Source organism: Pseudomonas sp. PAMC 25886 (genome assembly GCF_000242655.1).
Lineage (GTDB): Bacteria > Pseudomonadota > Gammaproteobacteria > Pseudomonadales > Pseudomonadaceae > Aquipseudomonas.
Genome location: NZ_AHHC01000007.1, coordinates 146,996 through 171,831 on the forward strand (window position 1 = coordinate 146,996; position 24,836 = coordinate 171,831).

General features: G+C 61.6%; 23 protein-coding genes. 14 read left to right on the top strand and 9 right to left on the bottom strand.

All coding sequences use genetic code 11. From position 1 onward, the window contains the following. Positions 1-26 precede the first annotated feature (26 nt). Together MUM_RS0100970 and MUM_RS0100975 are read left to right on the top strand one after the other, a co-directional pair. Positions 27-875 carry an oxidoreductase gene (locus MUM_RS0100970; RefSeq protein WP_010165996.1) on the top strand — a complete coding sequence of 283 codons (849 nt, stop codon included), beginning with the start codon at positions 27-29 and terminating at the stop codon, positions 873-875. A 103-nt stretch (positions 876-978) separates the two neighbouring features. Beyond that, a complete protein-coding gene (locus MUM_RS0100975; protein ID WP_004371166.1) occupies positions 979-1,665 on the top strand; it encodes an HAD-IA family hydrolase in 687 nt (228 codons plus the stop codon). Positions 1,666-1,813: 148 nt separating this feature from the next. On the opposite strand, the gene MUM_RS0100980 is transcribed toward MUM_RS0100975, so the two are convergent. Then, entirely contained in the window at positions 1,814-2,197 is a 384-nt protein-coding gene (locus MUM_RS0100980) for a YbaN family protein (RefSeq protein WP_010165999.1), read from the bottom strand. A gap of 20 nt (positions 2,198-2,217) precedes the next feature. Then, entirely contained in the window at positions 2,218-2,805 is a 588-nt protein-coding gene (locus tag MUM_RS0100985) for a UPF0149 family protein (protein WP_010166002.1), read from the bottom strand. A gap of 276 nt (positions 2,806-3,081) precedes the next feature. Between MUM_RS0100985 and recQ the strand changes: the two genes are divergently transcribed. Together recQ and MUM_RS0100995 are read left to right on the top strand one after the other, a co-directional pair. Beyond that, positions 3,082-5,208 (top strand): DNA helicase RecQ, encoded by a 2,127-nt coding sequence (recQ, locus tag MUM_RS0100990; RefSeq protein WP_010166005.1) that lies wholly within the window; start codon positions 3,082-3,084, stop codon positions 5,206-5,208. Between the two features lie 121 nt (positions 5,209-5,329). Next, complete coding sequence (locus MUM_RS0100995; protein WP_010166006.1) at positions 5,330-5,764, top strand: MarR family transcriptional regulator; 435 nt, start codon at positions 5,330-5,332, stop codon at positions 5,762-5,764. A 166-nt stretch (positions 5,765-5,930) separates the two neighbouring features. Here the strand turns inward: MUM_RS0100995 and MUM_RS0101000 are convergent, their stop codons facing one another. After that, complete coding sequence (locus tag MUM_RS0101000; protein ID WP_010166008.1) at positions 5,931-8,120, bottom strand: patatin-like phospholipase family protein; 2,190 nt, start codon at positions 8,118-8,120, stop codon at positions 5,931-5,933. A gap of 83 nt (positions 8,121-8,203) precedes the next feature. On the opposite strand from MUM_RS0101000, the gene MUM_RS0101005 reads away from it, so the two are divergent. Beyond that, positions 8,204-8,491, top strand: coding sequence for a SelT/SelW/SelH family protein (locus MUM_RS0101005; RefSeq protein WP_010166010.1), 288 nt, complete (start codon positions 8,204-8,206; stop codon positions 8,489-8,491). Positions 8,492-8,526: 35 nt separating this feature from the next. Here the strand turns inward: MUM_RS0101005 and MUM_RS0101010 are convergent, their stop codons facing one another. From MUM_RS0101010 to MUM_RS0101020, 3 genes are all read right to left on the bottom strand, one after another. After that, a complete protein-coding gene (locus MUM_RS0101010) occupies positions 8,527-8,808 on the bottom strand; it encodes a hypothetical protein (RefSeq protein WP_010166012.1) in 282 nt (93 codons plus the stop codon). Positions 8,809-8,939: 131 nt separating this feature from the next. Further along, entirely contained in the window at positions 8,940-9,821 is an 882-nt protein-coding gene (locus MUM_RS0101015) for a DMT family transporter (RefSeq protein ID WP_010166014.1), read from the bottom strand. A gap of 158 nt (positions 9,822-9,979) precedes the next feature. Further along, on the bottom strand, positions 9,980-10,777 hold the full coding sequence (locus tag MUM_RS0101020; protein WP_010166016.1) for a helix-turn-helix transcriptional regulator: 798 nt from the start codon (positions 10,775-10,777) through the stop codon (positions 9,980-9,982). Positions 10,778-10,910: 133 nt separating this feature from the next. Here MUM_RS0101020 and MUM_RS0101025 point away from each other — a divergent pair, with 133 nt between their 5' ends. Further along, complete coding sequence (locus MUM_RS0101025; protein ID WP_003214618.1) at positions 10,911-11,720, top strand: UDP-2,3-diacylglucosamine diphosphatase; 810 nt, start codon at positions 10,911-10,913, stop codon at positions 11,718-11,720. 125 nt (positions 11,721-11,845) lie between these two features. On the opposite strand, the gene MUM_RS0101030 is transcribed toward MUM_RS0101025, so the two are convergent. The 3 genes from MUM_RS0101030 to phhA all read right to left on the bottom strand — a co-directional run bounded on the left by MUM_RS0101030 (position 11,846) and on the right by phhA (position 14,295). After that, a complete protein-coding gene (locus MUM_RS0101030) occupies positions 11,846-13,042 on the bottom strand; it encodes an amino acid aminotransferase (RefSeq protein ID WP_010166020.1) in 1,197 nt (398 codons plus the stop codon). Beyond that, on the bottom strand, positions 13,042-13,398 hold the full coding sequence (locus tag MUM_RS0101035; protein WP_010166022.1) for a 4a-hydroxytetrahydrobiopterin dehydratase: 357 nt from the start codon (positions 13,396-13,398) through the stop codon (positions 13,042-13,044). The genes MUM_RS0101030 and MUM_RS0101035 overlap by 1 nt, the downstream gene beginning before the upstream one ends. A gap of 105 nt (positions 13,399-13,503) precedes the next feature. Next, positions 13,504-14,295: a phenylalanine 4-monooxygenase gene (gene phhA, locus MUM_RS0101040; protein ID WP_010166024.1), complete on the bottom strand. Its 792-nt coding sequence runs from the start codon at positions 14,293-14,295 to the stop codon at positions 13,504-13,506. Positions 14,296-14,561: 266 nt separating this feature from the next. On the opposite strand from phhA, the gene MUM_RS0101045 reads away from it, so the two are divergent. The 8 genes from MUM_RS0101045 (at position 14,562) to MUM_RS0101080 (ending at position 24,795) form a co-directional block, all read left to right on the top strand. Then, on the top strand, positions 14,562-16,127 hold the full coding sequence (locus MUM_RS0101045; protein ID WP_010166027.1) for a sigma-54-dependent phenylalanine hydroxylase transcriptional regulator PhhR: 1,566 nt from the start codon (positions 14,562-14,564) through the stop codon (positions 16,125-16,127). Between the two features lie 306 nt (positions 16,128-16,433). Then, entirely contained in the window at positions 16,434-17,174 is a 741-nt protein-coding gene (locus tag MUM_RS0101050) for a flagellar basal body rod protein FlgF (RefSeq protein WP_003214611.1), read from the top strand. A 61-nt stretch (positions 17,175-17,235) separates the two neighbouring features. Further along, positions 17,236-18,021: a flagellar basal-body rod protein FlgG gene (gene flgG, locus MUM_RS0101055; RefSeq protein ID WP_003214609.1), complete on the top strand. Its 786-nt coding sequence runs from the start codon at positions 17,236-17,238 to the stop codon at positions 18,019-18,021. A 53-nt stretch (positions 18,022-18,074) separates the two neighbouring features. After that, positions 18,075-18,770 carry a flagellar basal body L-ring protein FlgH gene (gene flgH, locus MUM_RS0101060; protein ID WP_010166028.1) on the top strand — a complete coding sequence of 232 codons (696 nt, stop codon included), beginning with the start codon at positions 18,075-18,077 and terminating at the stop codon, positions 18,768-18,770. Positions 18,771-18,797: 27 nt separating this feature from the next. After that, entirely contained in the window at positions 18,798-19,886 is a 1,089-nt protein-coding gene (locus MUM_RS0101065; RefSeq protein WP_169389231.1) for a flagellar basal body P-ring protein FlgI, read from the top strand. A gap of 4 nt (positions 19,887-19,890) precedes the next feature. Next, a complete protein-coding gene (gene flgJ, locus MUM_RS0101070; RefSeq protein WP_010166030.1) occupies positions 19,891-21,150 on the top strand; it encodes a flagellar assembly peptidoglycan hydrolase FlgJ in 1,260 nt (419 codons plus the stop codon). Positions 21,151-21,160: 10 nt separating this feature from the next. Further along, entirely contained in the window at positions 21,161-23,197 is a 2,037-nt protein-coding gene (gene flgK, locus MUM_RS0101075; RefSeq protein WP_010166031.1) for a flagellar hook-associated protein FlgK, read from the top strand. Between the two features lie 14 nt (positions 23,198-23,211). Further along, on the top strand, positions 23,212-24,795 hold the full coding sequence (locus tag MUM_RS0101080) for a flagellar hook-associated protein 3 (RefSeq protein ID WP_010166032.1): 1,584 nt from the start codon (positions 23,212-23,214) through the stop codon (positions 24,793-24,795). Positions 24,796-24,836: the final 41 nt, after the last annotated feature.

The window sequence follows — 24,836 nt, forward strand, 5'->3', positions numbered from 1 at the left end:
CCTACACACACGAGGATTGGCCCTTCATGACGACTTCCACCGCAAAACCTGTCTGGTTCATCACTGGCTGCTCCACCGGTTTCGGCCGCCAGTTGGCGTTGCATACCTTGAGCCTCGGCTACCCGACCGTGGTCACCGCGCGTAATCCGCAACAGGTGCAGGACATCGTCGCCGGTCACGAAGACAACGCCTTGGTGCTGACGCTGGACGTGACCGACCAGGCCCAGGTCGACGCCGCCGTGAAAGCGGCTGAAGCGCGCTTCGGGCATATCGACGTGCTGGTCAACAACGCCGGTGTCGGCTATTTCGGCTCCTTCGAAGAAAGCGACCTGGATGATGTGCGCAACATGTTCGAAATCAACGTGTGGGGCTTGAGCGCCATGACCCGCGCGGCTTTGCCGGGCATGCGTGCCCGGCGTTCGGGCAGCATCGTGAACATCTCCTCGGTGGGCGGTGTAGCGGCGTTCCCGTCGTTGAGTTTCTACAACGCTACCAAGTTTGCGGTCGAGGGGCTTTCCGAGGCGTTGTCCCAGGAAGTCGCGCCGTTGGGCATCAAGGTGTTGCTGGTCGAGCCGGGCCCGTTCCGTACCGACTGGGCCGGGCGTTCGGCCAACGAGGCGGCCCACGGGATTGCCGACTATAAGGAAACGGCCGTGGCCCGGGCCAACATGGTTCGCAGCTACAGCGGCAAGCAGCCGGGTGACCCGGTGCGCGCGGCGATTGCCATCGTCAAGGCGGTGGAGGCTGAGCAGCCGCCATTGCGCCTGTTGTTGGGCAAGGCTGCGCTGAACTTTGCGCGGATCAAGGTGAAGGCGTTGAGTGCGGATTTTGACGCGTGGGCGGATGTGACCGAGGGCGCTGATTTTCCTGAGTGAAGCGCTGACAGGGTTCGGCACAAGTTCGTAACGGTTGCTTGCAGGCAAGGCGGGCCGTTATTGTGCTGAATCCTTTTAGTTCTTTGCCCACGGATCTGTAGTGATGAATGCACCGCGTACCGCTGTCCCGATCAAGGCTGTGATTTTCGATATGGACGGGTTGTTGCTGGACACAGAAGGCATCTACACCGAAGTCACACAGATCATCGCCGAACGTTACGGGCGCACCTATGACTGGGGGATCAAGCAGCACATCATTGGTCGCGGCGCCCAGGACCTGGCCGACTACGTGGTCAAGGCGCTCGACCTGCCGATTACGCCCGCAGAATTTCTGGTGATCCGCGAGCCGCTGATGAGCGAGCGTTTCCCCAAGGCCCTGGGCATGCCGGGCGCTGAGGCGCTGGTGCGGCACTTGAAGGCGCATAACATTCCGATCGCCGTGGGCACCAGCTCGTCGCGCAACTCGTTTGGCCACAAGACCACGTTGCACCGCGAGTGGTTTGGGCTGTTCGACACCATCGTGACGGCGGATGACCCGGAAGTGGGGGCCGCCAAGCCTGCGCCGGATATCTTCCTCACGGCGGCGCGCCGGTTGGGTGTGGCACCCGAGGATTGCCTGGTGTTTGAGGACTCGCCGTTTGGCGTGACGGCCGCCAAGGCGGCGCACATGACCGCGATTGCGGTGCCGGATGAGGCGATGGCGGACAGCAAGTATCACCATGCCGACCAGATTATTCGCAAGTTGGCGGATTTTGACCTGGCGGCGTATGGCTTGCCGCCAATGCGCTAACTCCGAGATTGTTGGCTGGGTAGGGCTTTTGTGGTGAGGGGGCTTGTCCCCCCGTTGGGCTGCGCAGCGGCCCCAAGAATAACGGGAGCGCTGCGCACTCCAACGGGGGACAAGCCCCCTCGCCACAGACAAGCCCTTCACCACACCTTCAACGCTTGGGCAACGTCTTCTGCCGCAAAATATAAACCGTCACCAGCACCGCACTGGTCAGCATGAACCCCCGAGCCCAGACCAGCGGCACCAGGTAGCAGGAAAACCCGATACTCACCCACATCAACCCAATGGCATACACCTTGGCCTTGAGCGGAATCCCGTTGCCATCCAGATAGTCACGGATCCACGGCCCCAGGCGCGGGTGTTCCACCAGCCATTGGTAGAAGCGCGGGGAGCTACGGGCGAAGCAGGCGGCAGCCAGCAGAAGGAAGGGTGTAGTGGGCAGTACCGGCAGGAAGATGCCGATGACCCCGAGCGCCACGCTCAACCAGCCGATGGCCAGCAGAACGTAGCGCGTGATCACAGAACGGTTGCCCATGGGCGCCACGGGCAACGGTCTTAGTGGTGGCGAGGCTTGAGAATCGCCGGCTTTTCGTCAGGTGCGTTGCACAGCAGGTACAGCGCGGTCAGCGCTTCCGGGATCTGAACGATCATGTCGTCCATCAGGTTGGCGTCGGCGGCGATGTCGGAGAACTCGGGTTGCTCGTCGAACAGGCCCGAACCGACCATGATCGGCAGCAGCATTTCGCTGACTTCTTCTTCAGCCGTCTCGAACCAGGCCTCTTCCCGCAGGAATACGCCTTCCATGAAGCCGATGCACCAGCCGCGCAGTTCGGAGTCGTCCGGCTCTTCGCCCAGGTCCAGGTCGCAAGGCAGTTCAAACTCTTCATCGGACGCCAGTTGGCGGCCAATGTGAGCCTTGAGGGCGAGCAGGGTGGATTCGATTTCTTCGCGCTCGGCGGCATCACGGTAGTGAGGCTCTTCGGAGAACAGTGCGTCGATCCATTCACGGTCGGGCACGACGTCGGAGCAGATCGACAGCGCGGTCAGATAGCCGTGGGCGGCCACGTAGTCCAGCGCCTCGTCGTGCAGCTCATCGGCATCGAGGAAGGCTTGCAGGCGGGTTAGTTGCTCAGCGAAGGACATTGACGGACTACCTTGGGAATAAACGATGGGCAATTCTAGGCTTTCTTGAGCGCCCAGGCCAGCCGCAGCACAGATTTGAGAGGTATTTGAGCCCGGCGGCAATTCACCAACGGCACCCTTTGCCGGGTAACGCTCGGGTATACTGCCGCGTTTTGTGATGCCCCTGCAGGCCAAGCGCCTGGCGCGGGAAAAGTTCGCTTACGGATTATTTCCCGACCAAGCGTGCTTTTTCGACCAGCCTGTACAGAGGGATTTCGGCGATATTTGGAGTTTTTCATGCTCGAGCAGGCTCAACGCGTCCTCAAGGACATCTTCGGCTACGACAGTTTTCGTGGCCGCCAGGGTGCGATCATTGAGCGCGTGGCCAACGGTGGCGACGCCCTGGTACTGATGCCTACCGGCGGCGGCAAGTCGCTGTGTTTCCAGGTGCCGGCCTTGCTGCGTGACGGGCTCGCGGTGGTGGTATCGCCGTTGATCGCCCTGATGGACGATCAGGTGGCCACCCTGGAAGAACTCGGTGTGGCTGCCGCTTCGCTGAACTCCACCCTCAGCGCCGAACAGCAGCGCGACCTCGCCGCCCGGATCAAGCGCGGCGAAGTGAAGATGCTTTACCTGGCGCCCGAGCGCCTGGTGCAGCCGCGGATGCTGGCGTTCCTGCAGAGCCTGGAAATCGCCCTGTTCGCCATCGACGAAGCCCACTGCGTGTCCCAATGGGGCCACGATTTCCGTCGCGAATACCTGCAGCTCGGCCAACTGGCGGAGTTGTTCCCCAACGTCCCGCGTATTGCCCTGACGGCCACGGCCGACAAACGCACCCGCGAAGAAATCGTCGAGCGCCTGCACCTGCACGACGCCGAGCGTTTTCTGTCGAGCTTCGACCGTCCCAATATTTTTTACCGCATCGTGCCCAAGGAACAGCCGCGCAAGCAGTTGCTGGCGTTCCTCTCCGATCGACGCAGCGATGCCGGCATTGTCTATTGCCTGTCGCGCAAGAAGGTCGACGAGGTCGCCGCGTTCCTCAGTGAACAAGGCTACCCGGCGCTGCCGTATCACGCCGGGCTGCCCAATGAACTGCGTGCGTTCCACCAGAAGCGCTTCCTCAACGAGGAAGGCCTGATCATGGTCGCCACCATCGCGTTCGGCATGGGCATCGACAAATCCAACGTGCGCTTCGTGGCCCACATGGACCTGCCCAAATCCCTCGAGGCGTACTACCAGGAAACCGGGCGTGCCGGCCGTGACGGCCTGCCGGCGGATGCCTGGATGGTCTACGGCCTGCAGGACGTGGTGATGCTCAAGCAGATGCTGCAGAACTCCGAAGGCGACGAGCGCCACAAGCGCCTGGAACAGCACAAGCTCGACGCGATGTTGTCGTTGTGCGAAGAAACCCGCTGCCGTCGCCAGACCCTGCTCGCGTACTTCGACGAAGACATGCCCGAGCCTTGCGGCCACTGCGACAACTGCGTGGACGGCGTACAGACCTGGGACGCCACCGAGCCTGCGCGCCAGGCGTTGTCGGCGATCTACCGCACCGGCCAGCGCTATGGCGTCGGCCATCTGGTGGATGTGTTGCTGGGCAAGGACAACGAAAAGATCCGCAGCTTCGGCCATGAAAAACTCTCGGTCTACGGCGTCGGCAAGGCCCGCGCCGAAGGCGAGTGGCGCTCGCTGTTCCGGCAGATGGTCGCCCGTGGGCTGGTGGATATCGACCTGGACGGCTACGGCGGCCTGCGCCTGAACGACAGTTGCCGGCCGTTGCTCAAGGGCGAAGTCAGCCTGGAGCTGCGCCGCGACCTCAAGCCGCAAACCACCGCCAAGAGCAGCACCAGCCAGGCCAGCCAACTGGTGCGCTTCGAAGAGCGCGAACAGTGGGAAGCCTTGCGCGCGCTGCGTAAGAAGCTCGCGCAGGAACACAGCGTTCCGCCTTACGTCATCTTTCCCGACTCCACCTTGCTGGAAATGCTCCGCGAGCATCCCACCACCCTGGGCGAAATGGCCAGGGTCAGCGGCGTCGGCGCGCGCAAGCTGGAGCGTTATGGCCAGGCCTTCCTCGAGGTGCTCGGCGGGCAGGTCGAGGCGCCAAAAGAGGTCGCCGACATTCGCCACGAGCTGATCAGCCTGGCCCGCGCCGGCATGACCCCGATCCAGATCGCCGGGCAACTGCAATGCTCGGAAAAGAACGTCTACACCTTGCTCGCCGAGTCCATCGGCAAGCAGCAGTTGTCGTTGGAGCAGGCCCTTGATTTGCCGGAAGATTTGCTCGGAGAAATCCAGGATGCATTTCTCGACGGAGAAGGCGAATTGCCACCTGTTTCCGAGATCTCACCACTGTTTACCGGTCGGGTTCCCGAAGGCGTTTTGTACTGCGTGAGGGCTGCTTTGCAGTCGGAATTCGAGATTTGATGTGCCAATTACGACAATGTAACGAATCAGTACATACCGGGTCTTGCCTACTGGCATGGGTCATGCTTAGCTGACTAATAATTAGCCATACTTTATTTTCAGTCTAATCCATGAGTTTTTTATGCCGTTAACCGATCAACACCGTTTTGGCATGCAGTTGGCGCAGATGTCCCGAGGGTGGCGTGCCGAACTGGATCGTCGCCTGGCAGGTTTGGGCCTGTCCCAGGCACGCTGGCTGGTGCTGCTGCACCTGGCGCGTTTTACCGAGCCGCCTACCCAACGTGAGCTGGCGCAGAGCGTCGGAGTCGAGGGCCCCACCCTGGCCCGTTTGCTCGACAGCCTGGAAGGGCAGGGCCTGGTGGAGCGCCAGGCCGTGGTGGAAGACCGCCGCGCCAAGCGCATCGTGCTGTGCGACACCGCGAAGCCCTTGATCGAACAGATCGAAACCATCGCCACGGCCTTGCGCCATGAGCTGTTTGTGGGCGTCGATGAAGAGGATCTGCGGGTGTGCATGCGGGTTCATGAGCACATCCTCGGAAACCTCGAGAAGTCCTGATCCCCAGTACACCGATGATCAAAAAATGTGGGAGCGGGCTTGTTGTGGTGAGCGGGCTTGCCCCGCGTTGGGCTGCGAAGCAGCCCCATCAATCTGCGGTGAACCCGACGGGGGACAAGCCCCCTCACCACAACAAGCCCGCTCCCACATTGGTTTTGCGGTGTAATTAGAACGTCTGCCCCAGGTTCAGATACACCGCCTGCTGACTGTCATCGTTAAACCCATAACTGAAATTCAACGGCCCCAGCGGCGTATCAAACCCCAGGAAAATACTGGCGGCGTTGATGTATCCGCTGTCGTACTCATTGTCGTTGTTCCACGCCCGCCCACGTTCCAGTGACGCGCCCAGGTACAACGGGAAATCCAGCGGCAAATAAGACCGTGGCGTCAGCCGGCGATAGTAAACCGCGCGCATCAGGCTGATGTTCTGCCCGGCAATCGCATCCTCGCGGAACCCCGACAACTGCCGCGCGCCCCCCAGCAGGAAGCTGGAAATCACCACGTCCGACTGATCCAGCGTGCGCCCATAGCGCCCGCCGAGGATCAATGTGTCCGGGCCGCTGCTCATGGCCTTGTCCAGTTTGAACTCCCACTGGCGATAGCGCTGGTCAGAACCCAGCCCCGGTTCGAACTCACGGAAGGCCAGGCCGATGTCTTCGCCGGTGTGGGGGAAGTACACGTTGTCGAACGAGTCAAAGGAGTACTTCAGCTCGTAAAAGCCTTCGCTGAAGTTGATGCTCGGCGAGTTGCGGTCGCCAATGCGCACATCTGCCTTGCCCCAGGCCTCGCCGACGCCGAAACGAATCTCGCCGCTGTTGCCGATCTGCCGGCCCACGTTCAGGCCGAAGCCGTAGCGCTCCAGCCGGTACTCGGAGATTGGGTTGTTGTCTTCAATCAGTTCAACGTTCTGCGCCTGGGCACTGATATAGGGCGCGACGAAGTAGCGCGAGCCGGTGTCCATCGGCTGATAGAACTCGCTGTACAGCTCTTGCTTGTCACCGATCTGCACCCGCGTCAGCCATTCGGCACCGAGGCGGTTGATGCCGTTCATGCGGTAGCTGGCGCCGAGGTTGAAGGCGCTGTCGCCGCGCATGTCATCCGACAGGTTGAGGCCCAGGCGCAGGTAGTCGGTGCCGCTGCGTTTGCCCCGGGCGCTGATGACCAGGGTGTTGTCCTTGCCCTTTTTCACCACGCGGTATTGCACCTGTTCGAAATAATCCAGGCCGTACAGGGTGCCCATGTCGGTTTGCAGGCGGGCCAGGTCCAGAGGCTCGCCGAGGTTCTGGCGGATGTAGTAGCGGATAACCTCGTCGCCCACCTTGGAGTCGTTCTCTACCTTGATCGCGGTGATCACCGGGTTGCGCTCGCCGGGCGTGCGGGCCGCTACCAGTGAAGGGTCCACCGGCTCGGCCGGGCGCAGGTGCGCCAGGCGCACGTCGAGGGCGCGAGTGGCGCGGTAGCCGGCGTCGATCATGTCCTTGGCACGGCCGAAATCCGTCACCCCGTAGGCGGCCAACGGCGGCTGGATCAGCACGTCCCGCGGGGCCAGGGCCTTGAGTTGTTCTTCGGAGTTGCGCCGGGTCATCAGGGTGATGGACTGGTTGAGCACGTCCACCACGGTGTTGAGTTGCTTGCGTGAGCGCAGCGGGGTGCCGATGTCGACGACGATGGCGATGTCGACCCCCATTTCCCGCGCCACATCCAGCGGGATGTTATCGGTCATGCCGCCGTCCACCAGCAGCCGGCCATCCAGTTCCACCGGGGCAAACACCGCCGGGATCGACATGCTGGCGCGGATCACCTGGGGCAAGTGGCCTTTGCGGAACACCACCTTTTCGCCGCTGGTAATGTCGGTGGCCACGGCGCGGAAGGGGATCGGCAGCTTGTCGAAATCCCGGACGTTACTGGTGTGGGCGAACATGCTTTCCAGCAGCAGGGCCAGGTTCTGGCCCTGGATCACGCCCAGTGGCAGGCCGAGGCTGCCGTCATCGCGAAAGCTGAGTTTCTGTTTGACCAGGAAATCCCGGTCATCCTGCTTGCGCCGGAACGGCACGTCTTCCCGCGGCGGCGCATCGGACAGGGCGAGCTTCCAGTCGATGTTCAGCGCGAGCTTTTCCAGCTCGTCGATCTTGTAGCCCGAAGCGTACAACCCGCCAATCACCGCGCCCATGCTGGTGCCGGCAATCGCGTCGATGTGGATGCCTTGCTCTTCCAGGGCCTTGAGCACGCCAATGTGCGCCAGGCCACGGGCGGCGCCGCCGGAGAGCACCAGGCCGATCTTCGGGCGCGGGTTTTCGACGGCTTGGACGAGGACGGGGAACAGGCACAGCAACAGGCAGGACAACAGGCGGCGCATCATCAATCTCAAGGCTGGACGATAAAGGCCGGTATTATAGCCACTCGATCCTTTCAACCCGCCAAGCAGGAGCCTGTCAATTCATGTCTGCGGCCAAACCCGAGATTGTCATCACCTATTGCACCCAGTGTCAGTGGCTGCTGCGCGCCGCCTGGCTGGCCCAGGAGCTGTTGAGCACGTTCGCCGATGACCTCGGCAAAGTGTCCCTGGAACCGGCTACGGGCGGTGCGTTTCGGATTACCTGCGACGGCGTGCAGATCTGGGAGCGCAAGGCTGACGGTGGTTTCCCGGAAGCCAAGGTGCTCAAGCAACGGGTGCGCGACCAGATCGACCCGCAACGGGACCTGGGGCATAACGACCGCGTGCAATAAAGGCCACTGCCGCTGGCGGTGACCTTGCGGCGTGCCTACTTGGTGGCCATCCGCTGTTTGAGCCAGCCGACCACCAGCGTCAGGACCAGGCCGCCGACACCGCCGCCGATAACGTTGCTGGCCAGGGCGGCAAGGGTCAGGTCACTGGCGGTTTCAGTGCCGGTGATGAGGGAGACGATCTGGCCCAAGACCAGGCCGCCAACCCCGCCGACCAGCGTATTGAGGCCGGTACCCAGGCTTTGTTTGCCCAGGCCCGCGATCTGCCCGCCGATGGCGCCGCTGATGATTTGAAGGACCAGGCTGATGAGCATTTCCATGTTGCAACCCCTGCATAGCGTTGATGGAATGACCACTCGCTTGCAGCAACTTCAAAAAGCACCCGGGCTGTCGTCGAGAAGTCTGGATCCGTTGAACGACCACACACTGTCACGGACACCCAAAGTATAGATCAGGCCGTGGCGGCGGGTCGTTTGGCCGGCTTGGCGCTGCCCATCAACCCCGACACCACGATGGCGACGATGATCAGCGCGCCGCCCATCAGCATGCGCAAGGTCGGCGTTTCCGCAAACAGCAACCAGGCCACCGTGATGCCGTATACCGGCTCCATCGCAAACACCACCGCCGCGGTACGCGCCTTGAGCACCGCGAGGCTGGCGACAAACAGGCTGTGGGCGAGGCCGGTGCAGAACACCCCGAGCAGGCCGATCCACAGCCAGTCCAGCGCACGCACCTCGGCCAGCCCGGGCGCGGCAACCGGCAACAGGCACAGCGCTACCACCACGTTCTGGCACAAGGCAGCCTGCACCGGCGGAATGCGCCCGCTGGCGCGGTTGTTCAGTGACAGCAGCGAGAACAACAAGCCGGAACCGACCGCCCACAACAGGCCGCTGGTGGCTTGGCTGGCGAGGTTGAAATCCGGTGTGACCAGCACCAGGCCGATGCTCACCAGTACCACCAGCAGGATTTCATTGGCGCGGATCCGCTCACGGAAAATCAGGCCTTCCAGAATCACCGTGAACGCCGGGAACGTGGTGAAGCCCAGGGTGGCGATGGCCACGCCGGCGATTTTCACCGCAATAAAGAAGCTCACCCAGTGCCCGGCCAGCAGCAGGCCGCTGACCAGCAGGCGGCGCCAGTCCCGGGCTTGCAGCGTTTGCCAGGTGGTGTTGCTGGCGAAGCGCGCGAAGATCGCCAATGCAATCACCGCGAACGCCGCGCGGCCAAACACGATAATCGCCGGCGAAGCGGCCGCCAGTTTGCCGAACACGCCAGTGAGGCCAAACATCAATGCGCCGATATGCAGGGCGCCGAGGGCTGTGCGGGGAGTCATTGCGATCCTTAAACAACGGGTTTACAGGATCGCAGTCTAGAGGGTTGTACGCGTTTGCGTCTGTCGTCGGGCTCGCGGATTTTGTCGCAGGGCTCTTGTTTCAAAAGCAGAGGAGATCAAATGTAGGAGCTGGCTTGCCTGCGATAGCGGAGGGCCAGTCAATCAATTATTAGCTGATCCACTGCTATCGCAGGCAAGCCAGCTCCCACGGGAGACCGCGCTCGTCTAATGGCGCCGGGCGATGCGCCAAACTCCCGCAACATCGCTGCGGCAAACGCACTTTGCGAACCATAACCGACCCGCGCGGCAATCTCGCCGATGGGCAACGGGCTGTCGCGCAACAGGTCGCGGGCCATCTGCAGGCGGCGGGCGCGGATGTAGTCCATCGGCGTCTGTCCGCATTCCGCCATAAACCGCGCATGCAGGCGGGCCACGGACAGGTCGGCGAGCTTTGCCAGGTCCGCGACTTGCAGCGGGCGCGCAGCGTGTCGCTGGATATGCGCATTAAATGCGGCGTACGGCAGGCGCTTGCCCGTCGGCAGCTGTGTGAGATTGAGGCTGGCCAGCAGCAATACGGCGCCTTGCTGGACGATCAGCGGATCGTCCACCGGACTGCTCGCCAGCCACTGCACCAGTTGGCTTTGGCGGTTGTCGAGGGTCAGGTGTGCGGACTGGTCGAGCAAGCGGCGGCTGGCGTCGGCATGCTCGCCCAGGGACTGCGCCAACCAGTGTTCATCGGGCACATCCAGCACCAGGCAGCGGCTGCCATCGCGACTGATGCACGCGTGGTGCGCGGCGTAGGGCAGCACCATTACGCTGCTGTGCTGCACCTGGCTGCCTCGGCCATCCACCTCGAAGTCCAGATGCCCGGACAGGCCAAACACCAGCTGCGCGTGGTCGTGGCTGTGGGCGATGGGCTCTTCGACATAGTGGCGTAGCGTGAGGTTGGGTCTCATCGCAGTCTCCTGGGCAGGCGCGCAGTTTACATCGCTTCAGCCGTATTGGGCGCTGTCATCAGACTGACGCAACACTGTCATGGGCTATTAATCCCATGGGCGCAAGCTCGCGAAAACACCGTGAGGCATGCCCATGACCAGCGCCGAACTCGCCAAGCCCAGCCGTAAGCAACGCGTGCGTACCCTGTGGATTTCCGACGTGCATTTGGGCACCCGGGATTGCCAGGCCGAACACCTTTCGCATTTTCTCAAGGGCTACCACGCCGACAAGGTCTACCTGGTGGGCGATATCATTGACGGCTGGAAACTGCGCAGCGGCATGTATTGGCCACAGGCCCACACCAACGTGATCCGCCGCCTGCTGACCATGAGCAAGCGCGGCACCGAGGTGATCTATGTCACCGGCAACCATGATGAGTTTCTGCGGCGCTATTCCAAGCTGATCCTCGGCAATATCCAACTGGTGGACGAAGCGGTGCACGTGACTGCCGATGGCCGGCATTTGCTGGTGATCCATGGCGACCAGTTCGACGTGATCACCCGCTATCACCGCTGGCTGGCGTTCCTCGGCGACTCGGCCTACGAGTTCACCCTGACCCTCAACCGCTGGCTGAACCACTGGCGGGCGCGTTATGGCTACGGCTACTGGTCGTTGTCGGCGTACCTCAAGCACAAGGTCAAGACGGCGGTCAGCTTTATCAGTGATTTTGAAGAAGCGATTGCCCACGAAGTGACCAAGCGCGAATTGCACGGCGTGGTGTGTGGGCATATTCACCACGCGGAGATTCGCAAGGTGGGCGAGGTGGATTACCTCAATTGCGGGGATTGGGTGGAGTCGTGCACGGCGCTGATCGAGCACTGGGACGGGCATATCGAGTTGTATCGGTTGGCGGATGCCCAGGCCAAAGAGGCGCAGCTCAAGGCCGAGATGGTGGCTGGTTAAAGATTGGCTCGGTCCAAGTGTGGGAGCTGGCTTGCCTGCGATAGCATCAACTCGGTTTTATAGACAGACCGAGTCGTCTGCATCGCAGGCAAGCCAGCTCCCACACTTGGATCCGGTTTCTTCAGTTAGGTGTGGGAAACATCCGCGATTGCTGCCGCGAGCAGCGTCAACCGCGTCGCATCAATCCCCGCCACGTTCGCACGCCCGGAGTTGACCATATACACGCTGTGCTTCTCCCGCAGTCGTTGCACCTGCGAGGCACTCAGCCCGGTATAGGAAAACATCCCGCGTTGCGCCGCGATGTGCGCAAACCGCTCCGACAAACCATGGGGCGCCAACGCTTCCACCAACCCGGAACGCAACTGTGCAATCCGTGCGCGCATCGCTTCAACTTCTTCGGCCCACTGCTTTTTCAGCCCGGCATCACCGAGAATGGTCGCCACCACAGCGGCACCATGATCCGGCGGCGTCGACCACAAGTTACGCGCAATAAACGCCAGCTGGCTGCGTACATCCGTCAGCTTCTCGGCATTCGTCGCGCACACGATCAACGCGCCGACACGGTCGCTGTACAAGCCGAAGTTCTTCGAGCAGGAACTGGTGATCAGCACTTCAGGCAGCTCGGTCGCAAACAACCTCACCGCCCACGCATCCTGCTCCAGGCCGTCACCAAAACCCTGGTACGCAAAGTCGATCAGCGGCAGCAGTTCGCGTTCGCGGACGATTTTCAGCACCTGGCGCCAATCGTCCCGGGACAGGTCGAAGCCGGTCGGGTTGTGGCAGCAGGCGTGCAGCAGCACCACATCGCCTTTTGGCACCGTGGACAGCGTGGCCAGCATCGCCGCCACATCCAGTCGGTTGTCACTGCCCACATACGGGTAATGGCTGACCTTGAGCCCGGCCTTGGCGAAGATGGTTTCGTGGATCGGCCAGGTCGGGTTGCTCAGCCAGATGCCACGGCCAGGCAGGCTGTGGGCGATAAAGTCGGCGCTCAGGCGCAGCGCGCCGGTGCCGCCAGGCGTCTGGGTAGCGCCGGCACGACGTTCGCTCAGCAGCGGCGAACCGGCGCCCAGCACCAGCTCACTGATCAACGTGCCGAACGCGGCATTGCCGTGGCCGCCGATGTAGGTCTTGGTGGTCTGTTGCTCCACCAGGCGCTGTTCGGCCAGCTTCACCGAATGCGGGATCGGCGTCAGGCCCTGATCGTCCTTGTACACGCCTACGCCGAGGTCGAACTTGTTCGGGTTCGGGTCCTGGGCATACAGCTCCATCAGCCCGAGGATCGGGTCCCCGGGCACCCGGCCAATTGCGTCAAAATGCATTACTTGCGGCCCTCGGCATCCTTCGCCACTTCGTCGGTGCGCGCGGCCATGATGAAGTCGTTACGGTGCAGGCCCTTGATGGAGTGGCTCCACCAGGTCACGGTGACTTTGCCCCATTCGGTGAGCAGGCCCGGGTGGTGGCCTTCAGCTTCGGAGATCGCGCCCACGGCGTTGGTGAAGGCCAGGGCAAATTTGAAATTCTTGAACAGGAAGACCTTTTCCAGCTGCATCACGCCGTCGCGTACTTCGATGTTCCAGTCGGGGATCTGCTTGATCAGCACCGGCAACTCTTCGTCGCTGACTTGCGGGGCGTCGGCGCGGCAGGCTTCGCAGTGGGCTTGGTTCAACGTGGTCATGTGGGTATTCCTGAAATCGAGTGTTTGGAAAACGGTCGTCAGTGGCGTCACCCTAAAGCAACGCGCGGCCAGGGAACAGACTCACCTGGCCTTAAAAGCCGCGGTTCACGCCGCCTTGGGCTTGGGCGGGAATTTCGGCGCGTGCAGGCCCAGCTGCATTCCGCGCTCGACCATGCCCATGATGTCTTCCTGCGCCACTTCGAACAGGCGCTTGAGGTTGGGCAGGGCGAAGTACAGCGGTTGCAGGATGTCGATGCGATACGGCGTGCGCATCGCTTCCAGCGGGTCGAAGGCTTGGTGCTCGGGCTCGTCCGAGAGGCTGTACACCGTCTCCTTGGGCGAAGACAGAATGCCGCCGCCGTAGATGCGCCGGCCTTCGGGCGTGTCCACCAGGCCGAACTCGATGGTCATCCAGTACAGGCGCGCCAGGTACACGCGCTGTTCCTTGCTGGCGGCCAGGCCGAGCTTGCCGTAGGTGTGGGTAAATTCCGCGAACCAGGGGTTGGTCAGCAGTGGGCAGTGGCCGAAGATCTCGTGAAAAATGTCCGGTTCCTGCAGGTAATCCAGCTCTTCACGGGTACGAATAAACGTCGCCACGGGAAACTGTTTGCTGGCGAGCAATTCGAAAAAAGTCTGGAAGGGAATCAGCGCCGGTACCCGGGCTACTTGCCAGCCGGTGGTTTCGGCCAGCACTTTGTTGATTTCCGCCAGTTGCGGAATGCGGTCGTGGGGCAGGCCGAGCTTGTCGATGCCGTCCAGGTACTCCTGGCAGGCGCGGCCTTCGATCACTTTCAATTGACGCGTGATCAAGGTGTTCCACACCGCGTGTTCTTCGGGTGGGTAGTCGATAAAACCGTTCGCGTCGGGCTCGCGAGCCACGTACTGCGTCTGCTTCATACTGCTCTCCTGCTAGGCATTCGTTCTTGTTATGTCCTGCGATGAGCCTATTGATACGCCGCCTGGGCCAGGAAGCCATCCTCTGTGGTCACTGCTCTGTAGGAAAAGTTACTGCGTTTCGTAAAGTTTTCGTTACGCTTAGGCCGAATCGTTCTGTATATGGCGTATTCTGAGTGTGAATCGCCTCGCAGCTGTCACATAATCTTGACGATTATCTGCGCCCAGCGGCAAAAAGACGCGGCGCCTCCACCTCTTCGGGCCTTCTCATGCGTATCAAAGTGCATTGCCAGAACCGCATCGGCATCCTGCGGGACATCCTCAACCTGCTGGTGGAGTACGGCGTGAACGTCGCCAAGGGTGAGGTCGGCGGTGAGCATGGCAACGCCATCTACCTGTACTGCCCGAATCTGGTGAACCTGCAGTTCCAGGCACTGCGCCCGCAGTTCGAAGCAATTGCCGGGGTATTTGGTGTGAAGCGGGTAGGGCTGATGCCCAGCGAGCGTCGGCATATGGAGCTGAACGCTCTGCTGGGTGCCCTGGAGTTTCCGGTGCTGTCCATCGACATGGGCGGCTCCATCGTCGCTGCCAACCGTGCGGCGGCGCAGTTGCTCGGCGTGCGAGTGGATGAAGTGCCCGGCATTCCATTGTCGCGTTATGCCGAAGACTTTGATTTGCCGGAACTGGTACGGGCCAGTAAATCGCGGATCAATGGCCTGCGGGTCAAGGTCAAGGGCGATGTGTTCCTGGCCGATATCGCGCCGCTGCAATCCTCCGAGCATGACGACAGCGAGGCCATGGCCGGCGCTGTGCTGACCCTGCACCGTGCCGACCGCGTCGGTGAGCGTATCTACAATGTGCGCAAACAAGAATTGCGCGGCTTCGACAGCATTTTCCAAAGCTCAAAAGTCATGGCCGCCGTGGTGCGTGAAGCCCGGCGCATGGCACCGCTGGATGCGCCTCTATTAATAGAAGGCGAAACCGGCACCGGCAAGGAACTGCTGGCCCGCGCCTGCCACCTCGCCAGCCCGCGCGGGCAGTCGCCGCTGATGGCCCTCAACTGCGCCGGTTTGCCCGAGTCCATGGCCGAGACCGAGCTGTTCGGTTATGGCCCGGGCGCCTTTGAAGGGGCGAGGGCGGAAGGCAAGTTGGGGCTGCTGGAGCTGACGGCGGGTGGCACGCTGTTTCTCGACGGTGTCGGGGAAATGAGCGCGCGGTTGCAGGTGAAGTTGCTGCGCTTTTTGCAGGACGGCTGCTTTCGCCGGGTAGGCAGCGATGAAGAGGTGTACCTCGACGTGCGGGTGATCTGCGCGACGCAGGTCGACCTTTCCGAACTGTGCGCCCGGGGTGAATTTCGCCAGGACCTCTACCACCGTCTCAACGTGCTCTCGCTGCATATCCCGCCACTGCGCGAATGCCTCGACGGTTTGCCGCCGCTGGTGGAGCACTTTCTGGATCAGGCCAGCCGGCAGATTGGCTGCCCGCTGCCCAAGCTGGCGCCGGGGGCGATGGAGCGGCTCAGTCATTACCACTGGCCGGGGAATGTGCGGCAGTTGGAGAACGTGCTGTTCCAGGCGGTCTCGCTGTGCGAGGGCGGTACGGTCAAGGCCGAGCACATTCGCCTGCCGGACTATGGCGTGCGCCAGCCGCTGGGGGATTTTTCCCTGGAAGGCGGGTTGGAGGAGATAGTCGGGCGCTTTGAAAAGGCCGTGCTGGCGCAGTTGTACGCCGAACATCCCAGCAGTCGGCTGTTGGGCAAGCGGCTGGGCGTGTCCCACACCACCATCGCCAACAAATTGCGCGACTACGAAGTCGTCAAAGCCGAACGCGGTTAGAACTGTAGGAGCTGGCTTGCCTGCGATGGCGGTGGGTCAGCAAAACAGGTAGTGGCTGATACTCCGCCATCGCAGGCAAGCCAGCTCCTACATTTGATCTTTGTCGTTCTTGATACCTGCGCTTGCCGTAAGCGGCATAAGTCCGCCGTTTTTTCGACTCTCCTCAAGCCTCCATTTCCGCAACTCAATCCGCAAACCCCCGCCCCGCCTGGACTTTCCCTCATTTCAAAAAGTTGGTTCGCAAATTGCTTAAGCCTCATCAGTACAGCGGTGGGCGGCAAGCGTCCGTCAGAAAGAGGAAAGAGCGTGGATAAGTACCTTTACGTGGCAATGACCGGCGCCAGCCAGAATGCACTGGCGCAGAAGGCCCACGCCAACAACTTGGCGAACGTTTCCACCAATGGTTTCCAGCGTGACCTGGAGCAGGCGCGCTCGATGCCGGTGTTCGGTGACAGCTTTCCGGCGCGGGCCTTTGCCTTGACCGAGCGCCCAGGCACGGACTTTTCCCCTGGCGCCATGATTGAAACCGGCCGTGACCTCGACGTGGCCGTCAGCGGTGACGGCTGGATGGCCGTGCAAAACCCGGATGGCGGCGAGTCCTACGTGCGCAGCGCCAGCATGAACGTCGATGCACTGGGTGTGCTGCGGGCCGGCAACGGTATGCCGATCATGGGCAACGGTGGCCCGATCGCGGTACCGCCCCAGCAGCAGATCGAAGTCGGCCAGGACGGCACCATCAGCATCCGCGCCATGGGTGAAGGCCCGCGGGTGATGGCTGAAGTGGACCGGATCAAGCTGGTCCAGCCCGACCTCAAGAACATGACCAAGGGCCTCGACGGCACCATCCACACCAAGGATGGCCAGCCGGCGCAAGCCGACGCCAACGTCAAGCTGACGTCGGGCTTCCTGCAGGCAAGCAACGTGAACGCGGTCGAAGAAATGACGGCGGTCCTGGCACTGTCCAAGCAGTTCGAATTGCACATCAAGATGATGAACAGCGCCAAAGAAGACGACCAGGCCATGACCCGCGTCCTGGCGATGAGCTGATAGCAGCCACACTAATTTTTGTAGCGCGGCGCCATAAAACAGGCGCACGAAGGAGAAGAACATGCTTCCGGCTCTATACGTTGCCAAAACAGGTTTGTCCGCCCAGGACACCAACCTGACCACCATTTCCAACAACCTGGCCAACGTGTCCACCACGGGTTTCAAACGTGACCGCGCCGAGTTCCAGGACTTGCTCTATCAGATCAAGAAGCAGCCGGGCGCGCAGTCGACCCAGGACAGCGAATTGCCATCGGGCCTGCAACTGGGTACCGGTGTGGCGATTGTGGGCACCCAGAAGAACTTCAGCGCCGGTAACCTGCAGCAAACCGGCCAGCCATTGGACTTGGCGGTCAACGGCAAAGGTTTCTTCCAGATTCTGCAGCCGGATGGCACCACCACCTACACCCGTGACGGTACGTTCCACCTGGACTCCAACGGCCAGGTCGTGACCGCCAACGGTTTCGCGCTGGAGCCGGCGATTGTCGTGCCCAACAACGCCCAGACCTTCACCGTCGGCAACGACGGCACCGTGTCGATCACCGTGGCCGGCAACCCGGCGTCCCAGGTGATCGGCAACCTGCAAACCGCCGACTTCATCAACCCGGCCGGCCTGCAGGCAATCGGTAACAACCTGTTCCTGGAAACCGCGTCCAGCGGCGCGCCGCAAATCGGCACCCCTGGCCTCAACGGTTTTGGTACCACCCTGCAAAGCACCCTGGAAACGTCCAACGTCAGCACCGTTGAAGAGATGGTCAACATGATCACCACTCAGCGCGCCTACGAGATGAACTCCAAGGTGATTTCCACCGCCGACCAGATGCTTTCGTTCGTAACGCAGAATCTGTAATCAAGTCTATGGGGCGCCATTGACGGCGCCTGCAACACCGTGAGGTATGGGTCATGAATCGCTATGTTTCTGTTCTGGCATTGAGTGGGATTGCTGCGCTCGCGGGCTGTGTCGCCCCGACGCCAAAGCCCAATGATCCGTACTATGCGCCGGTGTTGCCGCGCACGCCGTTGCCGGCGGCCGCCAACAATGGCTCGATCTACCAGGCCGGTTTCGAACAGAACCTGTACAGCGACCGCAAGGCCTTCCGGGTCGGTGACATCATCACCATCACCCTCAACGAGAAGACCCAGGCGAGCAAGAACGCCAACTCGCAGATCGGCAAGACCAGCAAGACCAGCATCGGCCTGACCTCGTTGTTTGGCGGTGTACCGAACACCAACAACCCGCTGGGCAGCGGTGACCTGAGCCTGGACGCCGGCTACAGCGGCGACCGCGCCACCAACGGCAAGAGTGCGGCCGGGCAGGGCAACAGCCTGACCGGTTCGATCACCGTGACCGTGGCCGACGTGCTGCCCAACGGCATCATCGCCGTACGCGGCGAGAAGTGGATGACCCTCAACACCGGTGACGAGCTGGTGCGCATTGCGGGCATGGTTCGCGCAGACGATATCTCCACCGACAACACCGTGCCGTCGACACGGATTGCCGATGCACGCATCACCTACTCGGGTACGGGTTCGTTTGCTGACGCCAGTCAGCCGGGCTGGTTTGACCGTTTCTTCCTTAGCCCGCTGTTCCCTTTCTAGGTGATCACTTTGAACTTCAAACAGCTGATGGCTGCGATGTTGCTGCTGGCCCTGAGCGCAGGCGCCCAGGCTGAGCGCTTGAAAGACATCGCGAGCATTTCCGGCGTGCGGTCCAACCAATTGATCGGCTACGGCCTGGTGGTAGGGCTTAACGGCACCGGTGACCAGACCACCCAGACCCCGTTCACCCTGCAGACCTTCAACAACATGCTCTCGCAGTTCGGCATCAAGGTGCCGCCGGGCTCGGGCAACGTGCAGTTGAAGAACGTCGCGGCGGTGTCCATCAGTGCCGACCTGCCACCGTTCGCCAAGCCGGGGCAAGTGGTCGACATCACCGTCTCGTCCATGGGTAACTCGAAAAGCCTGCGCGGCGGCACCTTGCTGATGACGCCTCTTAAAGGTATCGACGGCAACGTCTACGCCATTGCCCAGGGCAACCTGGTGGTGGGCGGTTTTGATGCCGAAGGCCGCGACGGTTCGAAGATCACCGTCAACGTGCCGTCGGCCGGCCGGATTCCCGGTGGCGCCTCGGTGGAGCGCACCGTGCCCAGCGGCTTCAACCAGGGCAACAGCCTGACCCTGAACCTCAACCGTTCGGACTTCACCACTGCCAAGCGTGTGGTCGACAAGATCAATGACCTGCTGGGCCCGGGCGTGGCCCAGGCGATTGACGGCGGCTCGATTCGCGTCACCGCACCGCTGGACCCAAGTCAGCGCGTTGACTACCTGTCCCTGCTGGAAAACCTTGAGGTCGACCCGGGCCAGGCGGTGGCCAAAGTCATCATCAACTCGCGTACCGGTACCATCGTGATCGGCCAGAACGTGAAGGTTTCGCCGGCCGCCGTGACCCACGGCAGCCTGACCGTGACCATCACCGAAGACCCGATCGTCAGCCAGCCTGGCCCGTTGTCCAACGGCCAGACCGCCGTGGTGCCACGCTCGCGGGTGAATGCCCAGCAAGAAGCCAAGCCGATGTTCAAGTTCGGCCCCGGCACCACCCTGGACGAGATTGTCCGTGCGGTGAACCAGGTGGGCGCAGCGCCCGGCGACTTGATGGCGATCCTCGAAGCTTTGAAACAGGCCGGCGCCTTGCAAGCCGACCTGATTGTGATCTGACGCCATGGCCATGGACATGCGCAAGAGCGGCCTGAGCAGCACGGCGGATTCGGGTTCCTATTCCGACCTCAACCGGCTGAACCAGTTGAAGGTCGGCGACAAGAACAGCGACGGCAACATGCGCAAGGTCGCGCAGGAATTCGAGTCGCTGTTTCTTGGCGAGATGCTCAAGTCCATGCGTTCGGCCACAGAAGCCCTGGGCAAGGACAACCCGCTGAATACACCGGCGGCCAAGCAGTATCAGGAAATGTACGACCAGCAATTGGCGGTCTCGCTGTCTCGCGAGGGCGGCGGTATCGGCCTGGCCGACGTGTTGCTGCGCCAGATGCAGAAGAACAAGCCGGTGGACGCCCAGGCGGCCACGTTGCAAGGCCCGGATAAAGCTGAGAAGAAGGTGGATGTGCCCACCGAAATTGCTGCGGGCACCAAGGCCGATGGCCCGTTGGGCCGCAGCAATGGTCAGCGGCCATTGTGGGCGTATCGCGTGGCGGTGCCCGAGGGCACCAACTCCCACGCCAACGACATCGCGTTGATGAACCAGCGCCGCATCTCGTTGCCGAGCAAGCTCACCGATCGCCTGCTGGCCGGCATTGTGCCGGGCGCCGAGGCCACCACTGCCGCCAAGGCCGCGCCGCTGCGTAACAGTGCCGCCGATGACGGGGTGGTCAACAGCACCGCCCGCAGCCTTGCCGCACTGCCTCGCGGGCAAATGCAGGTTTACGGTCGCGCCGTGGCCCAGCCACCGTTGGCACCGGCGAAAAAAGCCTTCAGCTCGCAGGATGAATTTGTCGCCACCATGTTGCCGATGGCCAAGCAGGCTGCCGCGCGTATTGGCGTCGACCCACGCTACCTGGTAGCCCAGGCCGCTCTGGAAACCGGTTGGGGCAAGTCGGTGATGCGTGCCGAGGATGGCACCAGCAGCCACAACCTGTTCGGCATCAAGGCCGGCCAGAGTTGGCAGGGTGAACAGGCCCGTGCGATCACCAGCGAGTTTCGTGATGGTGCGATGGTCAAGGAGACGGCGCAGTTCCGTTCCTACAATTCTTACCAGGACAGCTTCCATGACCTGGTGACGTTGCTGCAAAGCAATGATCGCTATAAAGAAGTTGTGAAATCAGCCGACAACCCGGAACAGTTTGTGCGCGAGTTGCAAAAAGCCGGTTATGCAACCGACCCGGATTACGCCAGCAAGATTTCGCAGATTGCAAAAACGATGAACAGCTATCAGAACTACGCTGCCGCGGGCGCTTCCACTCATTTATAAGGTCTGAATCATGAGTTTGCTCAATATCGGGATGTCGGGGCTCAATGCCGCCCAGGGATCGTTGTCGGTCTTAAGTAACAACATCGCCAACGTCAACACCCCGGGATACTCGCGTCAGCAGAGCGCTCAGACCGCGAATGCGTCGAACGCCTACGGCGGCGTATTTATCGGTACCGGAACGACCCTGGCGGACGTGCGCAGGGTTTACAACCAGTTCCTCACGTCGGCTTACCAGAACAGCACGGCGCTCGACAGTGACGCCAATGCCTACCTGGACCAAGCCAGTGCCATCGACAAGACCATGTCGGATTCAAACACCGGCATGTCCTCGGTGCTCAGTGCTTTTTTTGCGGCGGCGCAGACCGCTTCGGCCACGCCAAGCGATGTGTCTGCACGTCAGCTGCTGTTGACCAGCGCGCAGACGTTGAGCAACCGCTTCAACTCTATCTCCGGCCAGTTGAACCAGCAGAAACAAACGATCAACAGCCAGTTGAGCACCATGAGCGATCAGGTTAACAAGCTGACGTCCTCAATCGCATCGCTCAACAAACAGATTGCCCAGGCCCAGGGCACTTCCAGCAGTGCGCCGGCCAACCTGTTGGATTCGCGTGACGAGGCGGTGCGCTCGCTCAACGAGCTGATCGGCGTAACCGCCACGGAAAAAAACGGACAGTTCAGTATTACGACCGGTACGGGGCAGTCGCTGGTAGAAGGGGGTATTTCCAATAATATCTCTGCGGTACCCAGCAGCACCGACAATAGCCAGTACACCATCCAGCTCTCGATGGGCGACACGTCCATCGACCTCGGCAATGTGGTCACCGGCGGCAGTATCGGTGGCTTGCTGCGCTATCGCAGTGACGTGCTGATGCCTGCCATCAATGATCTGGGGCGAATCGCGATTGCCACGGCAGACACGATCAACAACCAGTTGGGCCAGGGCCTGGACCTCAACGGCGAGTTCGGTTCGTCGCTGTTCAGTGATATCAACAGCGCGGCGGCGATTTCCCAGCGCAGCCAGGGCGCGGCCGGTAACAGCGCGGGGTCTGGCAACCTTAATGTCTCGATCTCGGACAGCAGCCAGCTGACGACCTTCGACTACAAGGTGACGTTTACCAGTGGTAACCAGTACAACGTCGTGCGCTCCGATGGCAAGTCCATGGGGTCGTTCGACACGACTACCACGCCGCCGCCAGTGATTGATGGCTTTACCCTGGCGTTGAATGGCAAGGGGCCGGTAGCGGCCGGTGACAGCTTCAAGGTCAGCCCAACGGCCAACGGAGCCACAGGCATCGGCGTTGACCTGAAGGACGCCAACAAGCTGGCCTTCGCGGGCCCTTTGGCGGGGAATGCGAGCACGACCAACACCGGCACCGGTACGTTCACACCGCCGCAACTGACGGTCCCGCTGGATATTCATGGCGGCGCCAATACCGCCCAGCTGCGCACGGGGATCGAAAACTCCATGCCGGTGAAAATGCTGTTTGGCAAGCCGGCCGCCGATGGTACCCAGTCGTATACGGTAAGCGATGCGCAAGGTAACCCGATCGGCAGTGGCACCATCATTCCGGGCCAGGGCAACAAGATCAGCATCAACGTGCCGATGCGCGATGCCTCGGGTGCGTTGATCCCCGGCAAGAGCTTCAGTTTCGACACCACGGTCGGCGGCTCGCCAGCCGCTGGCGACAGCACCACCTTCTCGTTCAACGCCTCGGGCTCCTCCGATAACCGCAACGCCCAGCAATTGCTGAGCTTGCAGACCAAGGCCACAGTGGGCGTCGGCGACGGCACCACCGGTGTAAGCCTGGTCAGCGCCAACGCCCGCCTCGTGTCGCAGGTGGGCTCCAAAGCCAGTCAGGCGGCCACCGACACCACCGCGACCGGTGCCTTGTTGGCCGCGAACAAGGCGGCCAGCAACTCGGTGTCCCAGGTCAACCTGGATGAAGAGGCGGGTGACATGATCAAGTTCCAGCAGTACTACACCGCGTCGTCGCAGATCATCAAGGCTGCGCAAGAAACTTTCAGCACACTGATTAATGCCCTTTAAAGGAGTCTGGGACGATGCGAATTTCTACACAGCAGTATTTCGACACCAGCGCCAGCAAGTATCAGACTAACTATTCCGGTGTGGTGAAGGCCCAGGACCAGGCGAGCAGCGGTATCCGGGTACAAACCGCATCGGATGACCCGGTCGCGGCCGCGCGTTTGCTGCAACTGCAGCAACAGAAAGACATGCTGGGTCAGTTCAACGGCAACATCAACTCCCTGCAGAACTCGCTGACCAACGAGGAGACGGTGTTAAAGAGCATCAACACCGCCTTGCAGCGCGGTAATGAACTGGCACTGCGTGCAGCTAACCAGTCCCTCAGCGATGACGATCGTAAATCCATCGCCAGCGAGGTGGGAGCGCTTGAGGATCAGGTGTTGGGCTTGCTCAACTCCAAGGATGCCAACGGCAACTACATGTTTTCCGGGGCAAAAACCGACACGCCGCCTTACATCCGCAATAACGACGGCACCTACACGTATCAGGGCGACGAGACGCCGCTGAGCCTGCAGATCTCGGACAATCTGTCGATGGCGGCTGGTGACACCGGCAAGGCGCTGATGGAAAGCTCGACCAATACCGGCCGTACCCAAGCCAACTTGTTGCCGCCTGCGGTCAATGACGGCAAGGTTGCGGTGTCGGCGGGCACAGTGACCTCCGGTGTCACCTACACCAAGAGTTTTACCGATGGCCAGCCCTACAAGCTGACCTTCAGCAGCAGCACGCAGTATTCCGTGACCGACAAGGACGGTAACGACATTACCTCCGAGATTCCCGGCAACGGCACCTTCGACGCGACGAAAGAAGGCTCGTCCAGCGTCAACCTGCGGGGCGTGAAGTTCGATATCAGCCTGAACCTGGGCACGGATGTGGAGCCTGGAGCGGCCTCCGATGCGCTTGTGGCGGGCAAGGCGTTCACCCTGCAATCCAAGCCGGACACGTTCAGTGCTTCGCGTTCGCCCGGCAACCCGTCGACCGCACAAGTGACCGGCGGCCAGGTGACGGATCAGGCGGCTTACGCCAGCACGTTCCCGAATACCGGTGCGGTGATCAAATTCACCAGCGGCACCACGTATGAGGTGTATGCGCAGCCCTACACCCCAAACAGCAAGACCATCGCGACAGGCACCATGGCGGCCGGTGCGACCTCGATCAACGCGGCAGGCGTCACTTTTGACCTCAGCGGTGCGCCGGGGGCGGGCGATCAGTTTGCGGTCAGCGCCGTCAGCAACAAGAACGAAAACGCGTTGGACACCCTGAGCCAATTGCGTAAAGCCCTGGAAACGCCGGCGGATGGCAATTTGGTCGCGCAGAACAATCTCAAGGATGTGGTGGCCAAGACCATCGGCAACCTGAACAACGCCAGTTCGCAGATTGATCAGGTGCGTGGCTCCATTGGTGCCCGCCAGAACGCCCTGGACCTTCAAACGGATGAAAACACCAGCCTGGGGACTGCCAACACCAACACCATGAGCTCGTTGGGCAACGTCGACATGGGGCAGGCCGCGATCAACCTGCAACTTCAGCAAACCATGTTGCAGGCCTCGCAGTTGGCCTTTGTGAAAATCTCTCAGTTGAGCCTGTTCAACAAAATGTGATGCCCGCGTCTGCAAACCGGCGGCTCACCCTGGAAACGGGG